General features: G+C 70.2%; 18 protein-coding genes and 1 riboswitch. Of the genes, 8 read left to right on the top strand and 10 right to left on the bottom strand.

What is annotated here, in order from left to right; translation table 11 throughout:
* Window positions 1-165 (top strand): ATP-binding protein (locus ACIPSA_RS31740; protein ID WP_402641339.1); only part of this gene is annotated, 165 nt, incomplete at its 5' end.
* A 154-nt stretch (window positions 166-319) separates the two neighbouring features.
* Here ACIPSA_RS31740 and ACIPSA_RS31745 read toward each other — a convergent pair.
* Window positions 320-1,336 carry a DNA-directed RNA polymerase subunit alpha gene (locus ACIPSA_RS31745; protein ID WP_402640557.1) on the bottom strand — a complete coding sequence of 339 codons (1,017 nt, stop codon included), beginning with the start codon at window positions 1,334-1,336 and terminating at the stop codon, window positions 320-322.
* A 218-nt stretch (window positions 1,337-1,554) separates the two neighbouring features.
* On the opposite strand from ACIPSA_RS31745, the gene ACIPSA_RS31750 reads away from it, so the two are divergent.
* Window positions 1,555-1,776, top strand: a complete 222-nt coding sequence (locus tag ACIPSA_RS31750; protein WP_402640560.1) for a hypothetical protein — start codon at window positions 1,555-1,557, stop codon at window positions 1,774-1,776.
* Window positions 1,777-2,167: 391 nt separating this feature from the next.
* Here ACIPSA_RS31750 and ACIPSA_RS31755 read toward each other — a convergent pair whose 3' ends face one another.
* Both ACIPSA_RS31755 and sigJ read right to left on the bottom strand, forming a co-directional pair.
* Entirely contained in the window at window positions 2,168-3,034 is an 867-nt protein-coding gene (locus tag ACIPSA_RS31755) for a menaquinone biosynthetic enzyme MqnA/MqnD family protein (protein ID WP_402640561.1), read from the bottom strand.
* A 164-nt stretch (window positions 3,035-3,198) separates the two neighbouring features.
* Entirely contained in the window at window positions 3,199-4,140 is a 942-nt protein-coding gene (gene sigJ / locus ACIPSA_RS31760) for an RNA polymerase sigma factor SigJ (protein WP_402640563.1), read from the bottom strand.
* A 159-nt stretch (window positions 4,141-4,299) separates the two neighbouring features.
* Here sigJ and ACIPSA_RS31765 point away from each other — a divergent pair, with 159 nt between their 5' ends.
* The 3 genes from ACIPSA_RS31765 to ACIPSA_RS31775 all read left to right on the top strand — a co-directional run bounded on the left by ACIPSA_RS31765 (window position 4,300) and on the right by ACIPSA_RS31775 (window position 5,863).
* The gene (locus tag ACIPSA_RS31765) at window positions 4,300-4,764 is read left to right on the top strand and encodes a YybH family protein (RefSeq protein ID WP_402640565.1); all 465 of its coding nucleotides are present in this window, start codon (window positions 4,300-4,302) and stop codon (window positions 4,762-4,764) included.
* Between the two features lie 84 nt (window positions 4,765-4,848).
* Complete coding sequence (locus ACIPSA_RS31770; protein WP_402640567.1) at window positions 4,849-5,079, top strand: YceI family protein; 231 nt, start codon at window positions 4,849-4,851, stop codon at window positions 5,077-5,079.
* A 43-nt stretch (window positions 5,080-5,122) separates the two neighbouring features.
* On the top strand, window positions 5,123-5,863 hold the full coding sequence (locus tag ACIPSA_RS31775) for a class I SAM-dependent DNA methyltransferase (RefSeq protein ID WP_402640570.1): 741 nt from the start codon (window positions 5,123-5,125) through the stop codon (window positions 5,861-5,863).
* A 36-nt stretch (window positions 5,864-5,899) separates the two neighbouring features.
* Here the strand turns inward: ACIPSA_RS31775 and ACIPSA_RS31780 are convergent, their stop codons facing one another.
* The 4 genes from ACIPSA_RS31780 to cobT form a co-directional block, all read right to left on the bottom strand.
* The gene (locus ACIPSA_RS31780; protein WP_402640572.1) at window positions 5,900-7,381 is read right to left on the bottom strand and encodes a DEAD/DEAH box helicase; all 1,482 of its coding nucleotides are present in this window, start codon (window positions 7,379-7,381) and stop codon (window positions 5,900-5,902) included.
* Between the two features lie 171 nt (window positions 7,382-7,552).
* A complete protein-coding gene (locus ACIPSA_RS31785; protein WP_311699250.1) occupies window positions 7,553-7,756 on the bottom strand; it encodes a cold-shock protein in 204 nt (67 codons plus the stop codon).
* A 507-nt stretch (window positions 7,757-8,263) separates the two neighbouring features.
* Window positions 8,264-9,715, bottom strand: coding sequence for a nitronate monooxygenase (locus ACIPSA_RS31790; RefSeq protein WP_402640574.1), 1,452 nt, complete (start codon window positions 9,713-9,715; stop codon window positions 8,264-8,266).
* Window positions 9,716-10,013: 298 nt separating this feature from the next.
* The gene (cobT, locus tag ACIPSA_RS31795; RefSeq protein ID WP_402640577.1) at window positions 10,014-11,168 is read right to left on the bottom strand and encodes a nicotinate-nucleotide--dimethylbenzimidazole phosphoribosyltransferase; all 1,155 of its coding nucleotides are present in this window, start codon (window positions 11,166-11,168) and stop codon (window positions 10,014-10,016) included.
* A gap of 88 nt (window positions 11,169-11,256) precedes the next feature.
* Window positions 11,257-11,439, bottom strand: a riboswitch (cobalamin riboswitch).
* A 261-nt stretch (window positions 11,440-11,700) separates the two neighbouring features.
* Here cobT and ACIPSA_RS31800 point away from each other — a divergent pair.
* Window positions 11,701-12,771: an acetolactate synthase large subunit gene (locus tag ACIPSA_RS31800; RefSeq protein WP_402640579.1), complete on the top strand. Its 1,071-nt coding sequence runs from the start codon at window positions 11,701-11,703 to the stop codon at window positions 12,769-12,771.
* Between the two features lie 73 nt (window positions 12,772-12,844).
* Here the strand turns inward: ACIPSA_RS31800 and ACIPSA_RS31805 are convergent, their stop codons facing one another.
* On the bottom strand, window positions 12,845-13,267 hold the full coding sequence (locus ACIPSA_RS31805; protein WP_402640581.1) for a YjbQ family protein: 423 nt from the start codon (window positions 13,265-13,267) through the stop codon (window positions 12,845-12,847).
* A 108-nt stretch (window positions 13,268-13,375) separates the two neighbouring features.
* Between ACIPSA_RS31805 and ACIPSA_RS31810 the strand changes: the two genes are divergently transcribed.
* Window positions 13,376-14,452, top strand: a complete 1,077-nt coding sequence (locus ACIPSA_RS31810) for an NAD(P)-binding domain-containing protein (RefSeq protein WP_402640584.1) — start codon at window positions 13,376-13,378, stop codon at window positions 14,450-14,452.
* Window positions 14,453-14,488: 36 nt separating this feature from the next.
* On the opposite strand, the gene mltG is transcribed toward ACIPSA_RS31810, so the two are convergent.
* Window positions 14,489-15,445 carry an endolytic transglycosylase MltG gene (gene mltG / locus ACIPSA_RS31815; protein WP_402640585.1) on the bottom strand — a complete coding sequence of 319 codons (957 nt, stop codon included), beginning with the start codon at window positions 15,443-15,445 and terminating at the stop codon, window positions 14,489-14,491.
* A 43-nt stretch (window positions 15,446-15,488) separates the two neighbouring features.
* Window positions 15,489-17,300, bottom strand: coding sequence for an ABC transporter ATP-binding protein (locus ACIPSA_RS31820; RefSeq protein WP_402640588.1), 1,812 nt, complete (start codon window positions 17,298-17,300; stop codon window positions 15,489-15,491).
* 122 nt (window positions 17,301-17,422) lie between these two features.
* Between ACIPSA_RS31820 and ACIPSA_RS31825 the strand changes: the two genes are divergently transcribed.
* Window positions 17,423-17,872, top strand: coding sequence for a MarR family winged helix-turn-helix transcriptional regulator (locus tag ACIPSA_RS31825; RefSeq protein ID WP_402640590.1), 450 nt, complete (start codon window positions 17,423-17,425; stop codon window positions 17,870-17,872).
* The last annotated feature ends 40 nt before the right edge of the window (window positions 17,873-17,912 follow it).

Genomic DNA, 17,912 nt, shown 5'->3' on the forward strand with positions numbered 1-17,912 from the left:
CACCTGCGCTACGCCGCCACCACCGACGAAGGCGGCCGCGGCCTCTTCCTCGTCTCCCAGATGGCCGAACGCTGGGGCACCCGCTACACCCCCCACGGCAAAGTCATCTGGGCCGAACAAGCACTGCCGGAGGCCATCGACGACACCGGACCGGCGTCGGCCTGACCCATCCGCGTCGGCCGAGGAAGCCCGGCCGTACGGTCGCGTGTTCGAATTCCGCCATCCCGACAGTGCAGTAACAGGTCAGGGGCCTGATCCAGCGAGTGGATCAGGCCCCTGAGTAGCTGACATCAACGAGTGACATCACCTGGCGCGGCGTTCAGTACTGCTCGGTCTCCATGAAACCCGTGCCCCCGTTGTCGTCCGCGTCGAAGGCAGCGGCGGTGGGGTCGAATCCGGGCGGGCTGTCCTTGAGCGCCAGGCCCAGGCCGGCCAGCTTCGCCTTGACCTCGTCGATCGACTTCGCACCGAAGTTGCGGATGTCGAGGAGGTCGGCCTCGGAGCGCGCCAGGAGCTCACCCACCGAGTGCACGCCCTCACGCTTGAGGCAGTTGTAGGAGCGGACCGTGAGCTCCAGCTCCTCGATCGGCAGCGCGAGGTCGGCGGCCAGGGCGGCGTCCGTGGGGGACGGGCCCATGTCGATGCCCTCGGCGTCGATGTTCAGCTCGCGGGCGAGACCGAACAGCTCGACCAGGGTCTTGCCGGCCGACGCCATGGCGTCACGCGGACGCATGGCCTGCTTCGTCTCGACGTCGACGATCAGCTTGTCGAAGTCGGTCCGCTGCTCGACACGCGTGGCCTCGACCTTGTACGTGACCTTCAGCACCGGCGAGTAGATGGAGTCGACCGGGATACGGCCGATCTCCTGGCCCACCTGCTTGTTCTGCACGGCGGAGACGTAGCCGCGACCGCGCTCGACGGTCAGCTCCATCTCCAGCTTGCCCTTGCCGTTGAGCGTGGCGAGGACCAGGTCGGGGTTGTGCACCTCGACACCGGCCGGGGGCGCGATGTCGGCGGCGGTGACCAGACCCGGACCCTGCTTGCGCAGGTACATCACGACCGGCTCGTCGTGCTCCGAGGAGACGACCAGCTGCTTGATGTTGAGGATCAGGTCGGTGACATCCTCCTTGACGCCCGGCACGGTGGTGAACTCATGCAGGACACCGTCGACACGGATGCTGGTGACAGCAGCGCCGGGGATCGACGACAGGAGGGTGCGGCGAAGGGAGTTGCCGAGGGTGTAGCCGAAGCCCGGCTCCAGCGGCTCGATCACGAACCGGGAGCGGAACTCGTCGACGACCTCTTCGGTCAGTGACGGACGCTGAGCGATCAGCACGAGGTATTGCCTCCAGTGTTTGGCGCCCGCTATGTGACGCCGTAGACACCATCAAGGATACGAGCGATTCGGTCGCCCACGAGGCCGAACCGCCCGACCCTTTCCGTCTACCGACCGGTCGGCAGGCTCGGCGCATGCCGAGGTGGAGTCCAACGTTCAACTACTCCCGCCCCTGAGAGTCGACCACCACCGCAGTTCGTAGGCGCATAATGGGGGCAATGACAAAGCCTGCTGCACCCAAGCGTCACTTGCCCACCAGCCCCTTCAAGGCCCCGGTCACGCCTGCCCCCAAGCACTTCGTCGTGGGCGACCAGGTCACACACGACGTGTACGGCCTCGGCCGGGTGATCGGCATCGAGGACGGAATCGCGGCGCTCGTGGATTTCGGATCGGCGCAAATGCGGATCTTGAGCCCGTACGCCAAGATGACCAAGTTGTAGGACCGCTGTACCCGGTCACGGCACCACCAGGCCCCCTCGGGGGCCTGTAACGAAAGAGAGCCCTCTCATCGATCCGACGTCGCTGTTCTCCGCCCTGGAAGGGCAAACCCGCTGTTCCGCTGCGGCAGTGCCGCCTCCGACGACCAACCCCTTCCAAGCCCCGGACTTCGGGGAAGACGAAACCTTCCTGCCCGAGGAGGTACAGGGGCCCCAGCCGGGCACGCGTGCGGCGCGGTCCAAGGCGGCTTAGCTCCCGCGCTCGCGATGGTTTCGACAGCCGGTCGCGGGCCGTCTCCTGACCGGAGCCGCGGTGAGCCCCCTCGAACGACGCGGACTCGCCCTGCGGACCACGGCGCCTCGCCCGGCGCGCCTTCACCTCACCGAGTCCTCGTCACCCCGGGAACCACTCCCCCGACGCCAGAGCCGGTGCGCCGTGTTCCGTGCGGCGGGCGAATTCCGCGAGTCCTGCCACCTGGCGCGGCCCGAACGAGTAGTCCAGAGCGCGGCCGAAATACCGTTCCAGTGTCGTCGCGTCGAACGGCTCCCAGCGGGCCGTGCGCACGGCGAGCTCGGAGTTCTCGGCCCGGGCGAGGTCGCGGGCGGCGAGGAGACCGCGGTGCGCGGCCGCCACGGCGTCCGGTCGGCATCCGGCGAACTCGCGGCGTACCGCCCAGACCGCGAAGACGAACGGCAGACCGGTCCAGTCGCGCCACAGCCCGGCGAGGTCGTAGACCCGCGGCCCGGCGGACGTCCGTTCCCGGTACACCGCGGCGTCCAGCGCTGCATTCCCGAACAGCACCGCGGCGTCCGCCCCGCGGAGCACGGACGCCGGGTCGGACGAGCCGGAGACGTACCGCGCGACGACCCCGTACCGCTGCTCCAGCAGCAGCCGCGCCAGCCGACGGGACGTCGGGCCGGCCGGGGCCAACGCAACGGCGCCGCCGTGCAGTTCGTCCAACCCCACGCTGCTGACCAGCACGGACGACATCATCGGACCGTCGCTTCCGGCCGCGATACCGGGCAACGCGAGCAGCGATTCGCTGTGCCGCAGATAGGTGACGGCAGGCACCGCGGCGATATCGAGATCGCCCGCGAGCAGTCGTTGAGCGAGATGGTCCGGGGTGTCGGCCACCAACTCGACGTCCAGGAGCGCCGTTGTCCGGGCCAGACCCCAGAACAACGGCACGCAGTCGAGAAACCCGGTGTGCCCCAAGCGCGGACGGCGCTGCCCACCGTCGGCATCCCGTCGAATTCCCACATCGGCATGTTACGCCGAGGTAGTTCCGCGCCCTCCCGGCGAGCCGCCCGGCGGCATCGGTTCCGTGCCACCGCCGGGAGCACACCCGCCGACCACGGAGCTGAATCCCGTGCCGGCCCGGGACGCGGGAGCGGGTGGCGCTCCACGTCGGCCCGGATCGACGGCTACGCCGTTCGGGTCGTCCAGGGCCGGAGCTTCTCCGGGTTCCGGACCGCCCAGATGCGCGTGATCCGGTCGCCTGCGATGTCGAACGCGAACACCGCGACGGTGACTCCCGCTTGCTGGGCGATCAGACCGGGCTGGGCATTGACCGTGCGCTCCTGGATCGTCAGGTCGGGTACCTTGCCGGCGAGATCGACCAGGTAGCGCGCGATGTGCTCGTCGCCTTCGACGGGGCGCGGCGCGGCGCTGACGAGGCCGCCGCCGTCGCCGGTCGCCGTGGCGTCGGAGGCGAGCAGGCCGACGAGGGCGTCGATGTCCTTGGCTTCCCAGGCCCGTTTGAAGTGCCTGACGACGGCGGCACGTTGAGCTGCGGGAGCAGCGGGGGCCTGCGACGCGTGGAGGCGTCGGCGGGCCGAGGAAGCCAGCTGGCGGCATGCCGCCGGAGTGCGGCCGACGATCTCGGACACTTCGGCGAAGGAGTAGCGGAAGACGTCGTGCAGGATGAAGGCGACGCGCTCAGCCGGGGTCATCGAGTCGAGGACGACGAGAAAGGCCATGTGGACCGACTCGTCCAGGGTGACCCGGTCGGCCGGGTCGGCGGTGGTGTCGCCCGGCCGCACATCGATCCACTCCGGACGTCCGGGCAGCGGTTCGGGGATCCATTCGCCCGTGTAGCGCTCGCGCCGTGCCCGTGCAGAGCGGAGCAGGTCGAGACAGATACGACCGGCGACCTTCGTCAGCCAGGCGCCGGGATGGTTGACGGCCTCCTGCTCCTGCCGGGACATCGCGTACCAGCGCGCGTAGGTCTCCTGTACGACGTCCTCCGCATCGGCCAGCGAGCCGAGGAGCCGGTACGCCACGCCGATCAGCTGACGCCGCTCGCTCATGATCGCGCTCAGGGCCGGATCGGGCCGGCCCAGTCCCGGCTCGGACGAAGTGTTCATGGAGTTACCGGCTTTCCTTGATCGCATCTGGCTCACACCAGTACGACGAGCCACCCCCTGGGAATGTGAGGCGGCACCTCGACCTGACATTCCGCGCGGTCGTCTCGTCGGACCGCTGAGACCAACGCCGGCCATCGAACAGGAAGACAAGTCGACACCATGACCGACATTCAGGCCATCGCGGATCGCGTCGAGATCGAGGCGCTGCGCGGCGAGTTCACCGACGCGGGGATGATGCACGACCACGACCGCTTCGCGTCGCTGTTCACCCACGACGGCGCGTGGCGGATGCCCCACATCCCCGCTGAGTTCGTCGGCAGGGGCGAGATCCGCGCCGCGATCGAGCGGCTGCAGGACCACTGGGAGTACTTCGTGCAGACCGTGCACCCGGGCACGATCCGGATCGAGGGCGACACCGCGGCCGGCCGTGCCCATGTCACGGAGTTCGGGCGCATGCGCGACGGCTCTTCGCACCTGAACCACTCCCTGTACCACGACCGCTACCGGCGTACCCCGAGCGGCTGGAAGTTCACCGAACGCGTCTACGAGGTCAGGTACCTCGACACCACCCCGCTGGCCGGCTCGGCGCCCCGCACAGTGCCCGGATCTGTCCGCGAACCGTGACCGTCTCGGAACTGCTCGGAACTGAAGGATCAACCAGCCGATCAACCACCCCGTTCCCACCAGGAGCGGCCCGGCATGTCAATCATGACCACACTCAGCGAGCTGACCGGCGACCACGTCCTCGACCCCTCCGGTACGCGGATCGGCTTCGTCGCCCGGCACACGATGGGCACCAGAGTGCGCGGACGGTCCGAGCAGTACGAGGGCGGTGCGCACATCGACGGCGAAGACCCGTCGAAGTCCAGCGCCCGGCTCACGATCCAGGCGAAGAGCATCCAGACCGGCAACCAGCAGCGTGACGACCAGCTGCGGTAAATGCGTCGACAGCGCCCCGCCGGGCCCGGCAAAGTGGCCGCCCGTGACGAGCAGCGAGCTATGGACCCGTGCGACCGCCGACCGCTACGACGCCGAGGAGACCGAGATGTCCTCGGCCTCCGTTCTCGGACCGACTCTCGCCTTCCTTGCCGAACTCGCCGGAGACGGACGGGCACTGGAGCTCGCCATCGGAACCGGACGCGTGGGCGTCCCGCTCCGGGAACGCGGCGTGCCGGTGGTGGGCATCGAACTGTCCGAGCACATGGCGGCGGTCCTGCGGCGCAAGATCGACGAGGCCTCGCTCCCGGTCGCCATCGGGGACATGGCCACGACTGCCGTCCCCGGCGAGTTCACCCTGGTCTATCTCGTGTACAACACCATCACGAACCTGCTCACGCAGGACGAGCAGGTCGAGTGCTTCCGAAACGCCGCACGTCACCTGGCGCCCGGCGGCCGATTCGTCATCGAGCTGGGCGTACCACCGCTGCGGTTCCTGCCGCCCGGGCAGGTCGCGGTGCCGTTCGAGGTCTCCGAACGGCATCTCGGCTTCGACACCTTCGACCTGGTCGAGCAGATTCTCGTCTCGCACCACTTCACCCGCGACGGCGACGACGGCCGCTACCGCCGCGGCAACTCCCGCCACCGGTACGCATGGCCGGCGGAGCTCGACCTGATGGCACGGATCGCGGGGCTCGAGCTGGAACGACGCGTCGCGAACTGGGACGGGGCGCCGTTCACCCAGGACTCCGCGAAGCACATCTCCGTGTGGCGCAAGCCGGCCTGAGTCGCGCACACAGCGTACGAGGGGACCGTTGCCGGCCTATGCGCCACGACGGACCCGGGCGGCCTTGCGGGCCTCGGCGATCTGGCGGGCCTCAGCGGACCGGCGGGACTCGCCGCCGCCGGCCCGCCCCGGGCGGGTGCCGAGACCTCGGAAAGGTGCACCGCCGCGCTTCGGCCGCTCCGCGACCGGCCCGCTGCCGGCGACGGGGACACCGGAGGGAGCCTGGGCGCCGGTGATGCGGCTCAGCTCGGCCTCGCCGGAGCGGACCTGCGTGATCTGCGGCCTGATGCCCGCGTCGGACATGAGACGGGCCATGTCCCGGCGCTGGCCGGGCAGGACCAGCGTGACGACACTGCCGGACTCACCGGCGCGGGCCGTTCGGCCACCGCGGTGCAGATAGTCCTTGTGGTCGCCCGGCGGGTCGACGTTGACGACGAGATCGAGGTCGTCGACGTGAATACCCCGAGCCGCGACGTTGGTGGCCACCAGCGCCGTGACATCGCCGGTCTTGAACTGTGCCAGGGTGCGGGTGCGCTGGGGCTGTGACTTGCCCCCGTGCAGCGCCGCGGCCTTTACGCCACTGCTCAGCAGGTGCTTGGTGAACTGGTCGACAGCGTGCTTGGTGTCCAGGAACATGATCACGCGCCCGTCGCGGGCAGCGATTTCGGTGGCGGTGGCGTACTTGTCGGCGCCGTGCACATGCAGCACGTGATGCTCCATCGCGGTGACCGCGCCCGCCGACGGGTCGACCGAATGGACGACCGGGTCATGGAGGTAACGACGGACCAGGAGATCGATGTTGCGGTCCAGCGTGGCCGAGAACAGCATGCGCTGGCCGTCGGGACGTACCTGGTCCAGCAGTTCGGTGACCTGCGGCAGGAAACCCATGTCCGCCATCTGGTCGGCCTCGTCCAGGACGGTGATGTTCACCCGGTCCAGGCGGCAGTCCTTGCGCTCGATGAGATCCGCGAGGCGGCCAGGAGTCGCGACGACCACCTCGGCCCCGGCACGCAGTGCGCCGGCCTGCCTGCCGATCGACATGCCGCCGACCACAGTGGCCAGCCGCAGCTTCAGCAACCGGGCGTACGGGGTGAGATCATCGGTGACCTGCTGGGCCAGCTCGCGCGTGGGGACGAGGATCAGGGCCAGCGGCTTCCGCGCCTCGGCACGCTGCCCGCTCGTGCGCACGAGGAGCGCCAGGCCGAAGGCGAGCGTCTTGCCCGATCCGGTGCGCCCGCGGCCCAGGACGTCGCGCCCCGCGAGGGAGTTCGGCAACGTGGCGGCCTGGATCGGGAACGGCTCGTTCAGGCCGAGACTGGTGAGCAACTTCAGCAGTTCGGCTGGCATGTCCAGTTCACCGAAGCTCGCGACCGCGGGCAGGGCCGGGGTGACGGTGACCGGCAGCGCGAACTCTCCCTGTGGTGCGGAGGGACGTCGCCCGGTGTCGCCCGGACGGGTGCCGGGGCGCCCCTGACCCTGTGGGCGGAAACGGTCATTCGTGCGAGCTGAACGGCTCATGGAGAACCTTCCTCGACAGGGCACGCATCGAGGAATTCCCGACAGCAACGAGCCGGATGAATTGCAAGAACGGGCCGGATGTGAGACTAATAAAATTCCACCGGAATGCAAAAACAAATATCTGGGACCCCACCATAAGGCGGGGCCCCAGATATCTCATACGCTTCGACGTCAGGCGGGAGTGATGTTCTCCGCCTGCGGGCCCTTCTGGCCCTGCGTGATGTCGAAGTTCACCTTCTGGCCTTCCTGGAGCTCACGGTAGCCCTGGGTGGCGATGTTCGAGTAGTGGGCGAAGACGTCCGGGCCGCCACCGTCCTGCTCGATGAAGCCGAAGCCCTTTTCCGCGTTGAACCACTTGACGGTGCCAGTAGCCATTTCATATCCCCTTGGGGCAGTGCCCGCGGGCCCACACCGTGTGAACCCCTGCGTTGCCACAATGAACCCCGTCCGGATAAGCACCGGAGATACAAAAATGCCCGACGATATACGATCGCCGAGGCACTTGAAGTTTCGGGAACCACAACTGCAACTGTCACTAAGTTTAGCACGGTACGCAGATCCGCACTACTTTCACCCATGACGCTGGGCCTCGGCCCGGCCCCCACGAATCGTTCGTTACCCGAAGAAAGTCAACGGCATCCGTCGCCTCGATTATCCCGGTTTGTTGCCGCGATGGACGGGCCCGGAATGCTGGGTGCCGAACTGTTCGAATCCGTCGGCCACACCGCGCTCGGCGGCGGGCCACCGATCAGCCGACTGTCACCGAAGTCATGACCGAGTGCATCTGCAGCGAGACCGGACGGCCTCCGCCGGTCCAGCGCGGTCCCCGGTCAGCGGCTGCGGACCGGGGACCGGGGACCGGCCACACTCCCGGGGCACCGCTCACACGGACGCTTCCACCAGGCCCGCGGACAGCCATCGCACCACCGACTCCGCGCTGTACGGCCGGCCTTCGGGGGTCATCCGCCGCAGGAAGCCGAGGTCCTGGCCGATGGTGACGATCGGAGGTTCGACCACGCCACGCGGACGGCGCTGGCCGAGTCCGACCGCAGCCAGCAGCCCGTTGCACAGGCACTGCCGGCCTTCCGTCTGCTCGGCGGCACCGCCCTTGCGGACGTACGACGCGGCCGGCTCCGCCGGGCAGCGATAGTCGACGGCGCCTCGCTCCGTGCGGTAGGGAGTGCGCAGATAGCCGAGGTCGCAGACCCGGCGGCGGGCCTCTCTCACACCGGGGTCGGCCAACGTGCCCGGCAGGTCGGCGACCTTGAACGGAAACGTGGTCGGAGAGGCCGCAGGGTCGTTGTGCACGGTCAGTTCCGAGTGAAGCTCACGCTCGACCAGCTCCCGCCGCAACCGCGGTTCAAGGCCGGACTCCTCGCAGAGCGCGAAGACACTGCCGAGCTGGACTCCCGCCGCACCCAATGCCCGTGCCCGGCGGAGATGTTCCGGTCCGCACTGGCCGCCGGCGATCCAGAAAGGCAGGCCGAGGGCGGCCATCTTCGCGAGATCCGGGGTGTCCCGGGGGCCGTAGACGGGATCGCCCTGCTCGTCCAGGCGCATCGGTCCGCGTGGCGGCGCGCTGTGCCCGCCGGCGCGGTGCCCTTCGACGACGAAGCCGTCCGGCGTGGTCTGCTCGGAACGGCTCAGATACGAAGCCAGGGCCGGCAGCGAGACGATGGCCAGGACGTCGGGACGGCGCAGGGGCCCCGGCTGCGCACCGCACAGCACCGAGGCCGGATCGAAGCTCAGCTCCACGGGCTTGTCGTCACCGTCGACGTCCAATCGCGCGGTGACGGGGCGCAGTTGGGCGAGCCGGGTCGCGATGCCCGGGATCTGGGCGGGAATACCGGCACCGACCAGCACATAGTCCACGCCGGCCAGGATCGCGCCGAACATGGCGGGAACCGTGGCGAGTTGGACTTTCTCCAGGTAGTTGACGCCGACGGGTCCATCGTGGCCTTCCTTGGCGAGCCACACCTCGCAGAAGTTGGCGACGACCGTCAGCCCTCGGGCCGGACACGTCTCGTCGGCCGTCAGCCGGGGTGTGGCCGCGTACCGCTCGCCGGCGCCGATCCCTCCTTCGACGAAGTAGCGCTCCTGTATGGAATCGGCGAGTTCCGGTACGGGAAAGGCGGCCAGGGCTCGCCTCAGGTGGCCGCCGGGGTCCCCGCCCTGCAGCATCCGGATCAGCAGGGTGTCCAGGGCGGTACCGGAGACGACGCCCAACTGCCCGGTACGCGCGACGGCACGAGCCAGGCGCCAGCCGGACACCCCCACCCCCATTCCACCTTGGATCAGCCAGGGCAGGTCGGTCCTCGTCCGGGGTGTGCTCATGGGTCCTCGCAGGGATGGTCGCCGGGTCCGGGGCCCGTACTTACGGTGCCGTAACTTACGCTACCGTAACCAAATTGGGCGCCATGACCGGGGGCGATACCGGCGCCGACGGCAGACCTCGTCGAGCGCCTCGTGGATCTCTTCGGTGCGACAGGGCCATGCACAGCACCTCGTCGGCGATCTTGGTGAGCGGCCCGAGCCGGGTGGTGAGGACGCCGATCGGTTTGTCCACACCACCCGGCAGCAACAGGCCGGCCGGACCGGTGCCCCCTGCGGCGCCCGAGTCCGGCGGGCCGGTTCAGCCGTTCTCGCCCGAGACCCCGGCGGAGTCGAACGTAGCCATGTCGCGCAGGGCACGGACGGCCGCCTGTACCAGCGGCAGGGCCAGCAGGGCGCCGGTGCCCTCACCGAGCCGCAACCCCAGGTCGACCAGGGGATGCAGTCCGAGATGACGCAGGGCGATGCTGTGCCCGGGCTCGACCGACCGATGTCCGGCCAGACAGGCGGCCAAGGCATCCGGTGACAGCGCCGCCGCGACCAGGGCCGCCGACGAGGCGATCACCCCGTCCAGGATCACCGGGACCCTGCGGGCTGCGGCGCCCAGCACGAACCCGGCGATCGCGGCGTGTTCCAGGCCGCCGACCGCCGCGACCACGCCGACCGGGTCGTGCGGGTCCGGCCGGTGCAGGTCGAGAGCCTTGCCCACCACGCCCGCCTTGTGCTGCCGGGTCGTGTCGTCGATTCCCGCTCCGTGACCGGTGACGTCGTCCGGGTCCGCGCCGGTGAACGCGGCGATCAGTGCCGCGGACGCGGTGGTGTTGGCGATGCCCATGTCGCCGGTGAGCAGGCAGCGGCAGCCGTCGTCGACGAGGTCCGCGGCGACACCGATGCCGACCTCGATGGCGTGGATGGCCTCCTGGCGGGTCATCGCCGGGGCACGGGTCATGTCCGCGGTGCCCGCCCGGACCCGGCGTCGCAGCAGTCTGTCCGGGGCCGCATCCGAGTCCGGCACCGGAGTTGCGACGCCCACGTCCACCACGACCACCCTGGCTCCGGTCTGAGCGGCCAGGGCGTTCACGGCGGCGCCGGAGGCCAGGAAGTTGGCGACCATCTGGGCCGTCACCTCCTGCGGCCAGACGCTGACGCCCTGGGCGTGGACACCGTGATCCGCGGCGAAGACGGCCACCGCAGCCGGCTCCGGCATCGGCGGCGGACAGCTTCCCGCCAGACCCGCGAGCTGGACCGACACCTCCTCCAACAGGCCCAGCGAGCCGGGCGGCTTGGTCAGGTGGTCCTGGCGGTCACGGGCCGCGGTGAGGGCGCCGGGGTCCGCGGCGGTGATCGCGGCCAGGGTGCGCTCCAGCCGCAGGCCGGCGGCGGGGTCGGCCGCAGGCCGACGCGTGGGATCGGCAGCAGGCCGGCGGTTGGGATCGGAGCCGGACGAGGGCACCATGAAGGAAGTCCTTCCGCTGTCGGCGGTTCTCCACGCCGCCGTGAACGAGCCGCGCCTAGGCGGACAGTGCCTGGCTGCGGGACGGCCGGAATATCCTGGCTCCCGGATCTCGGTACCCGAGCTGTACGGCGCGGGCACCGGCGCCGGCTCCCGGCCTTCCCAGCGGCCGGCTCGCACCGGCTGCCAGTGGCCATGAGCGGGAGGCGGCTCCCCGGTCACAGTGGCGGGCCCGCCCCGGAGTTGGGCCCTCGGGCCCGCACCGGAGTTCCTCCGCATCCGTCGCCGGCATCCTGCCACACCCCGCCATCGGCAGACAGCCGCCCGCCGGGAATTCCTGCCGGGCCGATGCAGGACAGCGCACGGCCTAACGGGCAGAACCCGCACCTGTGCCGCTCTTTGAGGACCTGTTCGGAACACACGCCGGTCCACATGGCCCCGGGGCGAGGGCCGGACGACCCCCTCCCCCGGGGTGGGTACACGGCCAGGATCGGAGGCGGACACGGGCCGAGGAGGGAGAGAGGAAGGAGATGCGATGGCGGACACCGAGGCGCTGCTGGCCGACGCCGTAGGGGCACGAAACGTTCTGGCCGGGACGGAGATCCCCCCTGAGTACGCCGGTGACGAGTCACTGACCGCCGTACGGCAGACACCCGCATACCTGGTCCGGCCCGCCGCGACCGCCGAGGTGGCGGACGTGCTCAGGATCGCCGGCGAGGCCGGGATCCCGGACCTGGAACGCGGCGCGGGCCTGCCCGCCGTCGAGCGGCTCGGTTACCTGCCCGAGAGCGCAAGCGCCCAGCTCCGCGGCCTACGGCATCTGGTCCTGGTCGGCGCCCGGTCCCCGGTGTCCTTCTTCGCATACCCGGAGACACCCGGTCTCCTCGCCCCCCGCGACTGTCACGTCCACTCCCTGGCCGCCCCGGGCGACGACGCCGCGGACGCCCTCGCCCAGCTGGCCGCGCTGCTGCCGCGCGCGACTGCGACCACGGCGGCCCGGGCCCGGCCGGAGCTGCCTGCGGGCGAGCTGACCGGTGAGACGGTGGCCGCAGCCGTGGGGGCGCTGCTGCCGGAGGGGGCGATCGTGGTGGACGAGGCCAACACCTCGGGCCTGTGGCTGCCCACGGCCACCGCCGGGGCACCGCCCCACGACTGGCTGACCCTCACCGGCGGCGCCATCGGCCAGGGCCTGCCGCTGGCCGTCGGCGCCGCGATCGCCTGCCCCGGCCGGCCGGTGGTGTGCCTGGAGGCCGACGGCAGCTCCATGTACACCCTCCAGGCGCTGTGGACGATGGCCCGCGAGGGCTTGGACGTCACCACCGTCGTCTACGCCAACCAGTCGTACTCCGTCCTGGAGATGGAGTACGAACGCCTGATCGCGGCCCCGGCCGGTCCGGGTAACCGGCAAGCCCGCCGGGACCTGCTGGACCTGTCCCGGCCTGACCTCGACTTCACCGGACTCGCCCGGGGCATGGGGGTGCCCGCCTCCCGCGCCGCCACCGCCGAGGACTTCGCCGCCCAGCTCGCCAAGGCCCTCACCGAACCCGGCCCCCACCTCATCGAGGCCCGCGTTCCTCCGCTCTTCGCCCCGGCTGAAGGCCGGTAGCTCGTCCTGCCGTTCGAGCGCGGGCCCACGTCGGCATTCGTAGGACCGGTGAGCCCGAACTGGACGATCGTGCTCAGCCCAGGAAGCTCAGTCGAACCTGACGGTTGACATTGTCCTTGTTGGTGTCCACCAGGCAAACCGACTGCCAGGTCCCCAGTTCCAGGCGCCCGCCCAGCACCGGCAGGGTCGCGTGCGGGGGGACGATCGCCGGAAGGACATGGTCGCGGCCGTGACCGGGGCTGCCGTGGCGGTGCTGCCAGCGGTCGTCGGCGGGGAGAAGGGTGTGCAGGGCGGCCAGGAGGTCGTCGTCGCTTCCGGCACCCGTCTCGATGACGGCGATGCCGGCGGTCGCGTGCGGGACGAAGATGTTCAGCAGACCGTCGCGACCGCCCGCCGTCTCGCGCAGGAAGGCCGCGCAGTCGCCGGTGAGGTCGACGATCCTTTCCTGGGAACCGGTGGCGACGTTGAGCACGCGTGTGGTGAAGGCATCTGACATGCCACCATCCTGACCCAGCCGCCCGGATTTGTTGGCCTCGCCTCCTGGCTGCTTTCGGCCGCATGTTGCTTCGGGAAGTTCCACGATCACCCCGCTGTTCGTAGAAACGTGAACAACACGCGCGAGGTCGAGGTAGTCGTCATAGGCGCTGGGCAGGCCGGTCTGTCCAGCGCCTATCACCTGCGGCGCACCGGTTTCGAGCCGGACCGCGACTTCGTGGTGCTCGACCACTCCCCGGGCCCCGGCGGTGCCTGGCAGTTCCGCTGGTCGTCGCTGACGTACGGCAAGGTCCACGGTATGCACTCGCTGCCGGGCATGGAGCTGACGGACGCCGATCCGGCGCGGCCGTCGGCCGAGGTCATCGCCGAGTACTTCGACACGTACGAGCGCACCTTCGACCTGCGGGTACGGCGCCCCGTCGACGTCACGGCCGTGCGCGAGGGAGGGGACGGGCGGCTGCTCGTGGAGACCTCGGACGGGACGTGGTCGACGCGGGCGCTGATCAACGCCACCGGCACCTGGGACCGGCCGTTCTGGCCGCGCTGTCCCGGCCAGGAGACGTTCCGCGGGCGGCAGTTGCACACCGCACAGTACGCGGGGCCCGAGGAGTTCGCCGGACTGCGGGTGGTCGTCGTCGGCGGGGGCGCGTCCGGTACCCAGCACCTCCTGGAGATCGCCCCGTACGCGGCCGCCACCACCTGGGTCACCCGGCGGCCGCCGGTCTTCCGCGAGGGGCCGTTCGACGAGAACGTGGGGCGGGCCGCGGTCGCGCTCGTGGAGGAGCGGGTGCGGCAGGGCCTCCCGCCCAGGAGTGTGGTCTCGGTCACGGGGCTGCCGCTCAACGACGCGATTCGGCAGGGGCTCCGGGACGGGGTCCTGGACCGGCTGCCGATGTTCGACCGGGTGACTCCGGACGGGGTGGAGTGGCGGGACCAGCGACATGTCGCGGCCGACGTGATCCTGTGGGCGACCGGATTCCGGGCCGCCCTCGATCATCTGGCCCCGCTGCGGCTGCGCGAGCCGGGCGGCGGGATCCGGGTCGAGGAGACCCGCGCGGTCGCCGATCCGCGGATCCACCTCGTCGGCTACGGCCCCTCGGCGAGCACCATCGGCGCCAACCGGGCGGGGCGCGCGGCCGTACGGGACATCAGGCGACTACTGGCCACGGAGCCGGTCGCCGCGTGATGTCCCGTCGGGTCGTGCGCCTGGCCTTCCGTCGGGTCACGTCGAGGACCGCGGGGTCCAGGGCTCCTGCGCCGGACTCGGTTCCCCCTGGGAACTCCCGCTCTGCTGCGAAGTCCCGCTCTGCTGCGGGCTCTGGCTCTGCTGCGGGCTCTGGTTCTGCTGCGAGGCCCTGGTCCGCTGCTGCTCGTTGAACTCGGCCACGTTGCGCTCGTGCTCCGCGTAGTCGGCGGTGAAGCGGGTGTCGCCCGGCTTGACCGTGACGAAGTACAGCCAGTCCCCCGGCGGCGGGTTGATCGTGGCGCGCATAGCCTGCTCGCCGGGGTTGTCGATCGGCGTGGGCGGCAGGCCCATGCGCTGGTAGGAGTTGTAGGGGCTCTCGACACGGGTGTCGTCCGTGCTCGTCGTGAGCGTGTTCCGGTTCAGCGCGTAGTTGATGGTGGAGTCCATCTGCAGCGGCATGCCGCGCGCCAGCCGGTTGAAGATGACCCGGGCCACCTTCCCCATGTCGTCCTTCGAGGCCGCCTCGGCCTGGACGATGCTCGCGATGGTGACCGCCTGGTAGACGTTCATCGCGTTGCGTTGCGCACCGGCCGCGAGCGGCGCCCCGTTGAACCGCTGGTTCGCCGTGTCGACCATGTACTGCAGCAGCGACTGCGGGGTCGCCTTGTCCCGGACCGGATACGTCGCCGGGAAGAGGTAGCCCTCCGGGTTGCCCTCGGCGTCGCTCGGCAGCTTGAGACCGGCCTTGCCGAGGGACTTCAGGGTGCTGCCCGCGGGCAGGGCGAGGACCTTGTCCACGGCGTCGTAGACCTGGCTCGCGCGCCAGCCCTCCGGGATCACCAGGGTCCTGGGCTTGGTGTCGCCGCCGCTGGTCAGGTTCAGCAGCGGCACCGCCACGGCGGTGCCGGCCACGACGGCGCAGGTCACGACGAGGACGAGCTTGCCCCGGCGCGTCAGTCGAATCGTGCTCCGTGGCGGAGTGTTCATCTGCATGCGGGCACGTTAACCCGCATATCTCACCAAACCTGGCATATCGTCATCTTGCCGGTTCCAGTTGCGCGTCCCGGCGGACCAGGGCCGCGTACCGCCCGTCGAGCTCCAGCAGTTCGTCGTGCGTGCCCCGTTCGGCCACGCGCCCGGAGTCGAGGACCACGATCTGGTCGGCGGCCCGGACGGTGGACAGCCGGTGCGCGATGGTGAGCGTCGTCCGGTTGGCCGACAGGGCGTCGATGGCCTCCTGGACGGCGTGCTCGGTACGGGTGTCCAGGGCACTGGTCGCCTCGTCGAGGATGAGGACCGGCGGGTCCCGCAGGATGGTGCGGGCGATGGCCAGGCGCTGCTTCTCGCCCCCGGAGAAGCGGTGGCCGCGCTCGCCGACGACCGTGTCGTAGCCGTCGGGCAGCGCGGCTATGTGGTCGTGGATCTGGGCCGCCTCGGCCGCCGCGTGCAGTTCCTCGTCGGTGGCGTCCGGCTTGGCGAAACGGAGGTTGTCGGCGACCGACGCGTGGAAGAGGTACGTCTCCTGCGAGACGACGCCGACCGCGCGGGCGAGGGTGTCGAAGTCGAGGTCGCGGACATCGACACCGTCCAGGGTGACGCGGCCGCCGGTGACGTCGTACAGCCGGGGCACGAGGTAGCCGAGCGTGGACTTGCCGGCGCCGGTGGAGCCGACGACCGCCAGGCTGCTTCCCGCCGGGACGGCGATGTCGATGCCGTCGATGACCGGGGCGACCGTGTCGTTGTCGGTGTCGTAGCGGAACTCGACGCCTTCGAAGCGGACCTCGCCCTTGACGGTGTCGAGGTGGACGGGCAGGTCCCGCTCGGTGATGTCGACGGGCAGGTCGAGGTATTCGAAGATGCGCTGGAAGAGCGCGAGCGAGGTCTGGATCTGGACGCCGGTCGACAGCAGGCTGACGGCCGGGCGGAACAGACCCTGCTGGAGCGAGACGAAGGCGACGATGGTGCCGAGCGAGACCTGGGGGCCGCCCATCTGGAGGGCGACGCCCGCGGTCCAGTAGATGACGGCGGGCATGGCGGCCATCACGATCGTGATGACGGCCATCCGCCAGCGGCCGGCCATGTTCGACTTCACTTCGAGTTCGACCAGGCCCTCCGACTCCTCGGCGAAGGACGCCGTGAGCGAGCCGGAACGGCCCATGGTGCGCCCGAGCAGGATGCCGCTGACGGAGAGCGACTCGGTGACCGTGGCGGCCATGGCGGCCATCTGCTTCTGGCGCTCGGTGGTGATCTTCTTGCGTTCGTTGCCGACGCGGCGGCTGATCCAGACGAACACGGGCAGCAGGAGCAGCGAGACGACGGTCAGGCGCCAGTCCAGGGCGATCATCGCGATGATCGTGGCGACCACGCTGGTGACGTTGGAGACCAGGGAGGTGGCGGTAGAGGTGACGGTGGCCTGCATGCCGCCGATGTCGTTGGCTATCCGGGACTGCACCTCGCCGGTGCGGGTGCGGGTGAAGAAGGCGAGTGACATGCGCTGCAGGCGGCCGTAGACGGCGGTGCGCAGGTCATGCATGACGCGCTGGCCGACGGTCGTGGAGATCAGCGTCTGCAACACACCGAAGACGCTGGTCAGGACGGCGCTCAGGATCATGCCCAGCGCGAGCAGACTCAGCAGGCCGGTGCGGCCCTGGGGGATCGCGACGTCGAGGGTCTCCTTGAGGAGGAACGGCGTGGCGACCGAGACGAGCGACGAGGCGCCGACCAGCAGGCCGACGATCGCGAGCCGACCGCGGTAGGGGCGGAAGAGTCCGAGGATGCGGCGCACCTGCCGGGGCTGTTCCTTCGCTTCGGCAGGTGGCGTCCAGGAGGGTTCACGGTCGGGGTGCATGGGCTCCTACGGAGGTGTGCGGGCGTCGGCACGGAGGCCGGCCGACGATGGCGGACGGAGCATAGCTCATTGTTACCAATGCTCACAATGAACAATGCACACGGTCCTGATATTGTTCCCGCATGACCACCCCCGATCCCGAGGGCCTGCTCGCCGAACAGTTGCTGCGGCTCACGCGCCGGGTGCACCGCATCCAGAAGCGCCATCTGCTCCAGCGCGACCTGGGCATCACCCCGGCGCAGTCGCGGCTGCTGCGCACCCTCGCGCACTACGGCTCGCCGCCGCGCATGGCCGACCTCGCCGAGCGCCTGGAGGTGGTGCCGCGCGCGGTGACGACGCTGGTCGACGGCCTGGAGGCGGGTGGCAAGGTGCGCCGGGTGCCCGACCCGACGAACCGCCGGGTGACACGGATCGAGCTCACCGACGACGGGCGCAGCACACTTACGGAGCTGCGCCGCGCACGCCGGTCGGCCGCGGAGGAGATCCTGGCCCCGCTGTCGGTTGAGCAGCGCGAGATGCTCGGCGGGCTGCTGGACACGCTGATCGACGGGGAAGCCGTCAAGCGCTGCTGATCGAGGCACGAGCCCGTCGGGCACAGAGGCGTCGAGCACA

The sequence above is a fragment of the Streptomyces sp. NPDC086549 genome (assembly GCF_044746205.1).
Classification (GTDB): domain Bacteria; phylum Actinomycetota; class Actinomycetes; order Streptomycetales; family Streptomycetaceae; genus Streptomyces.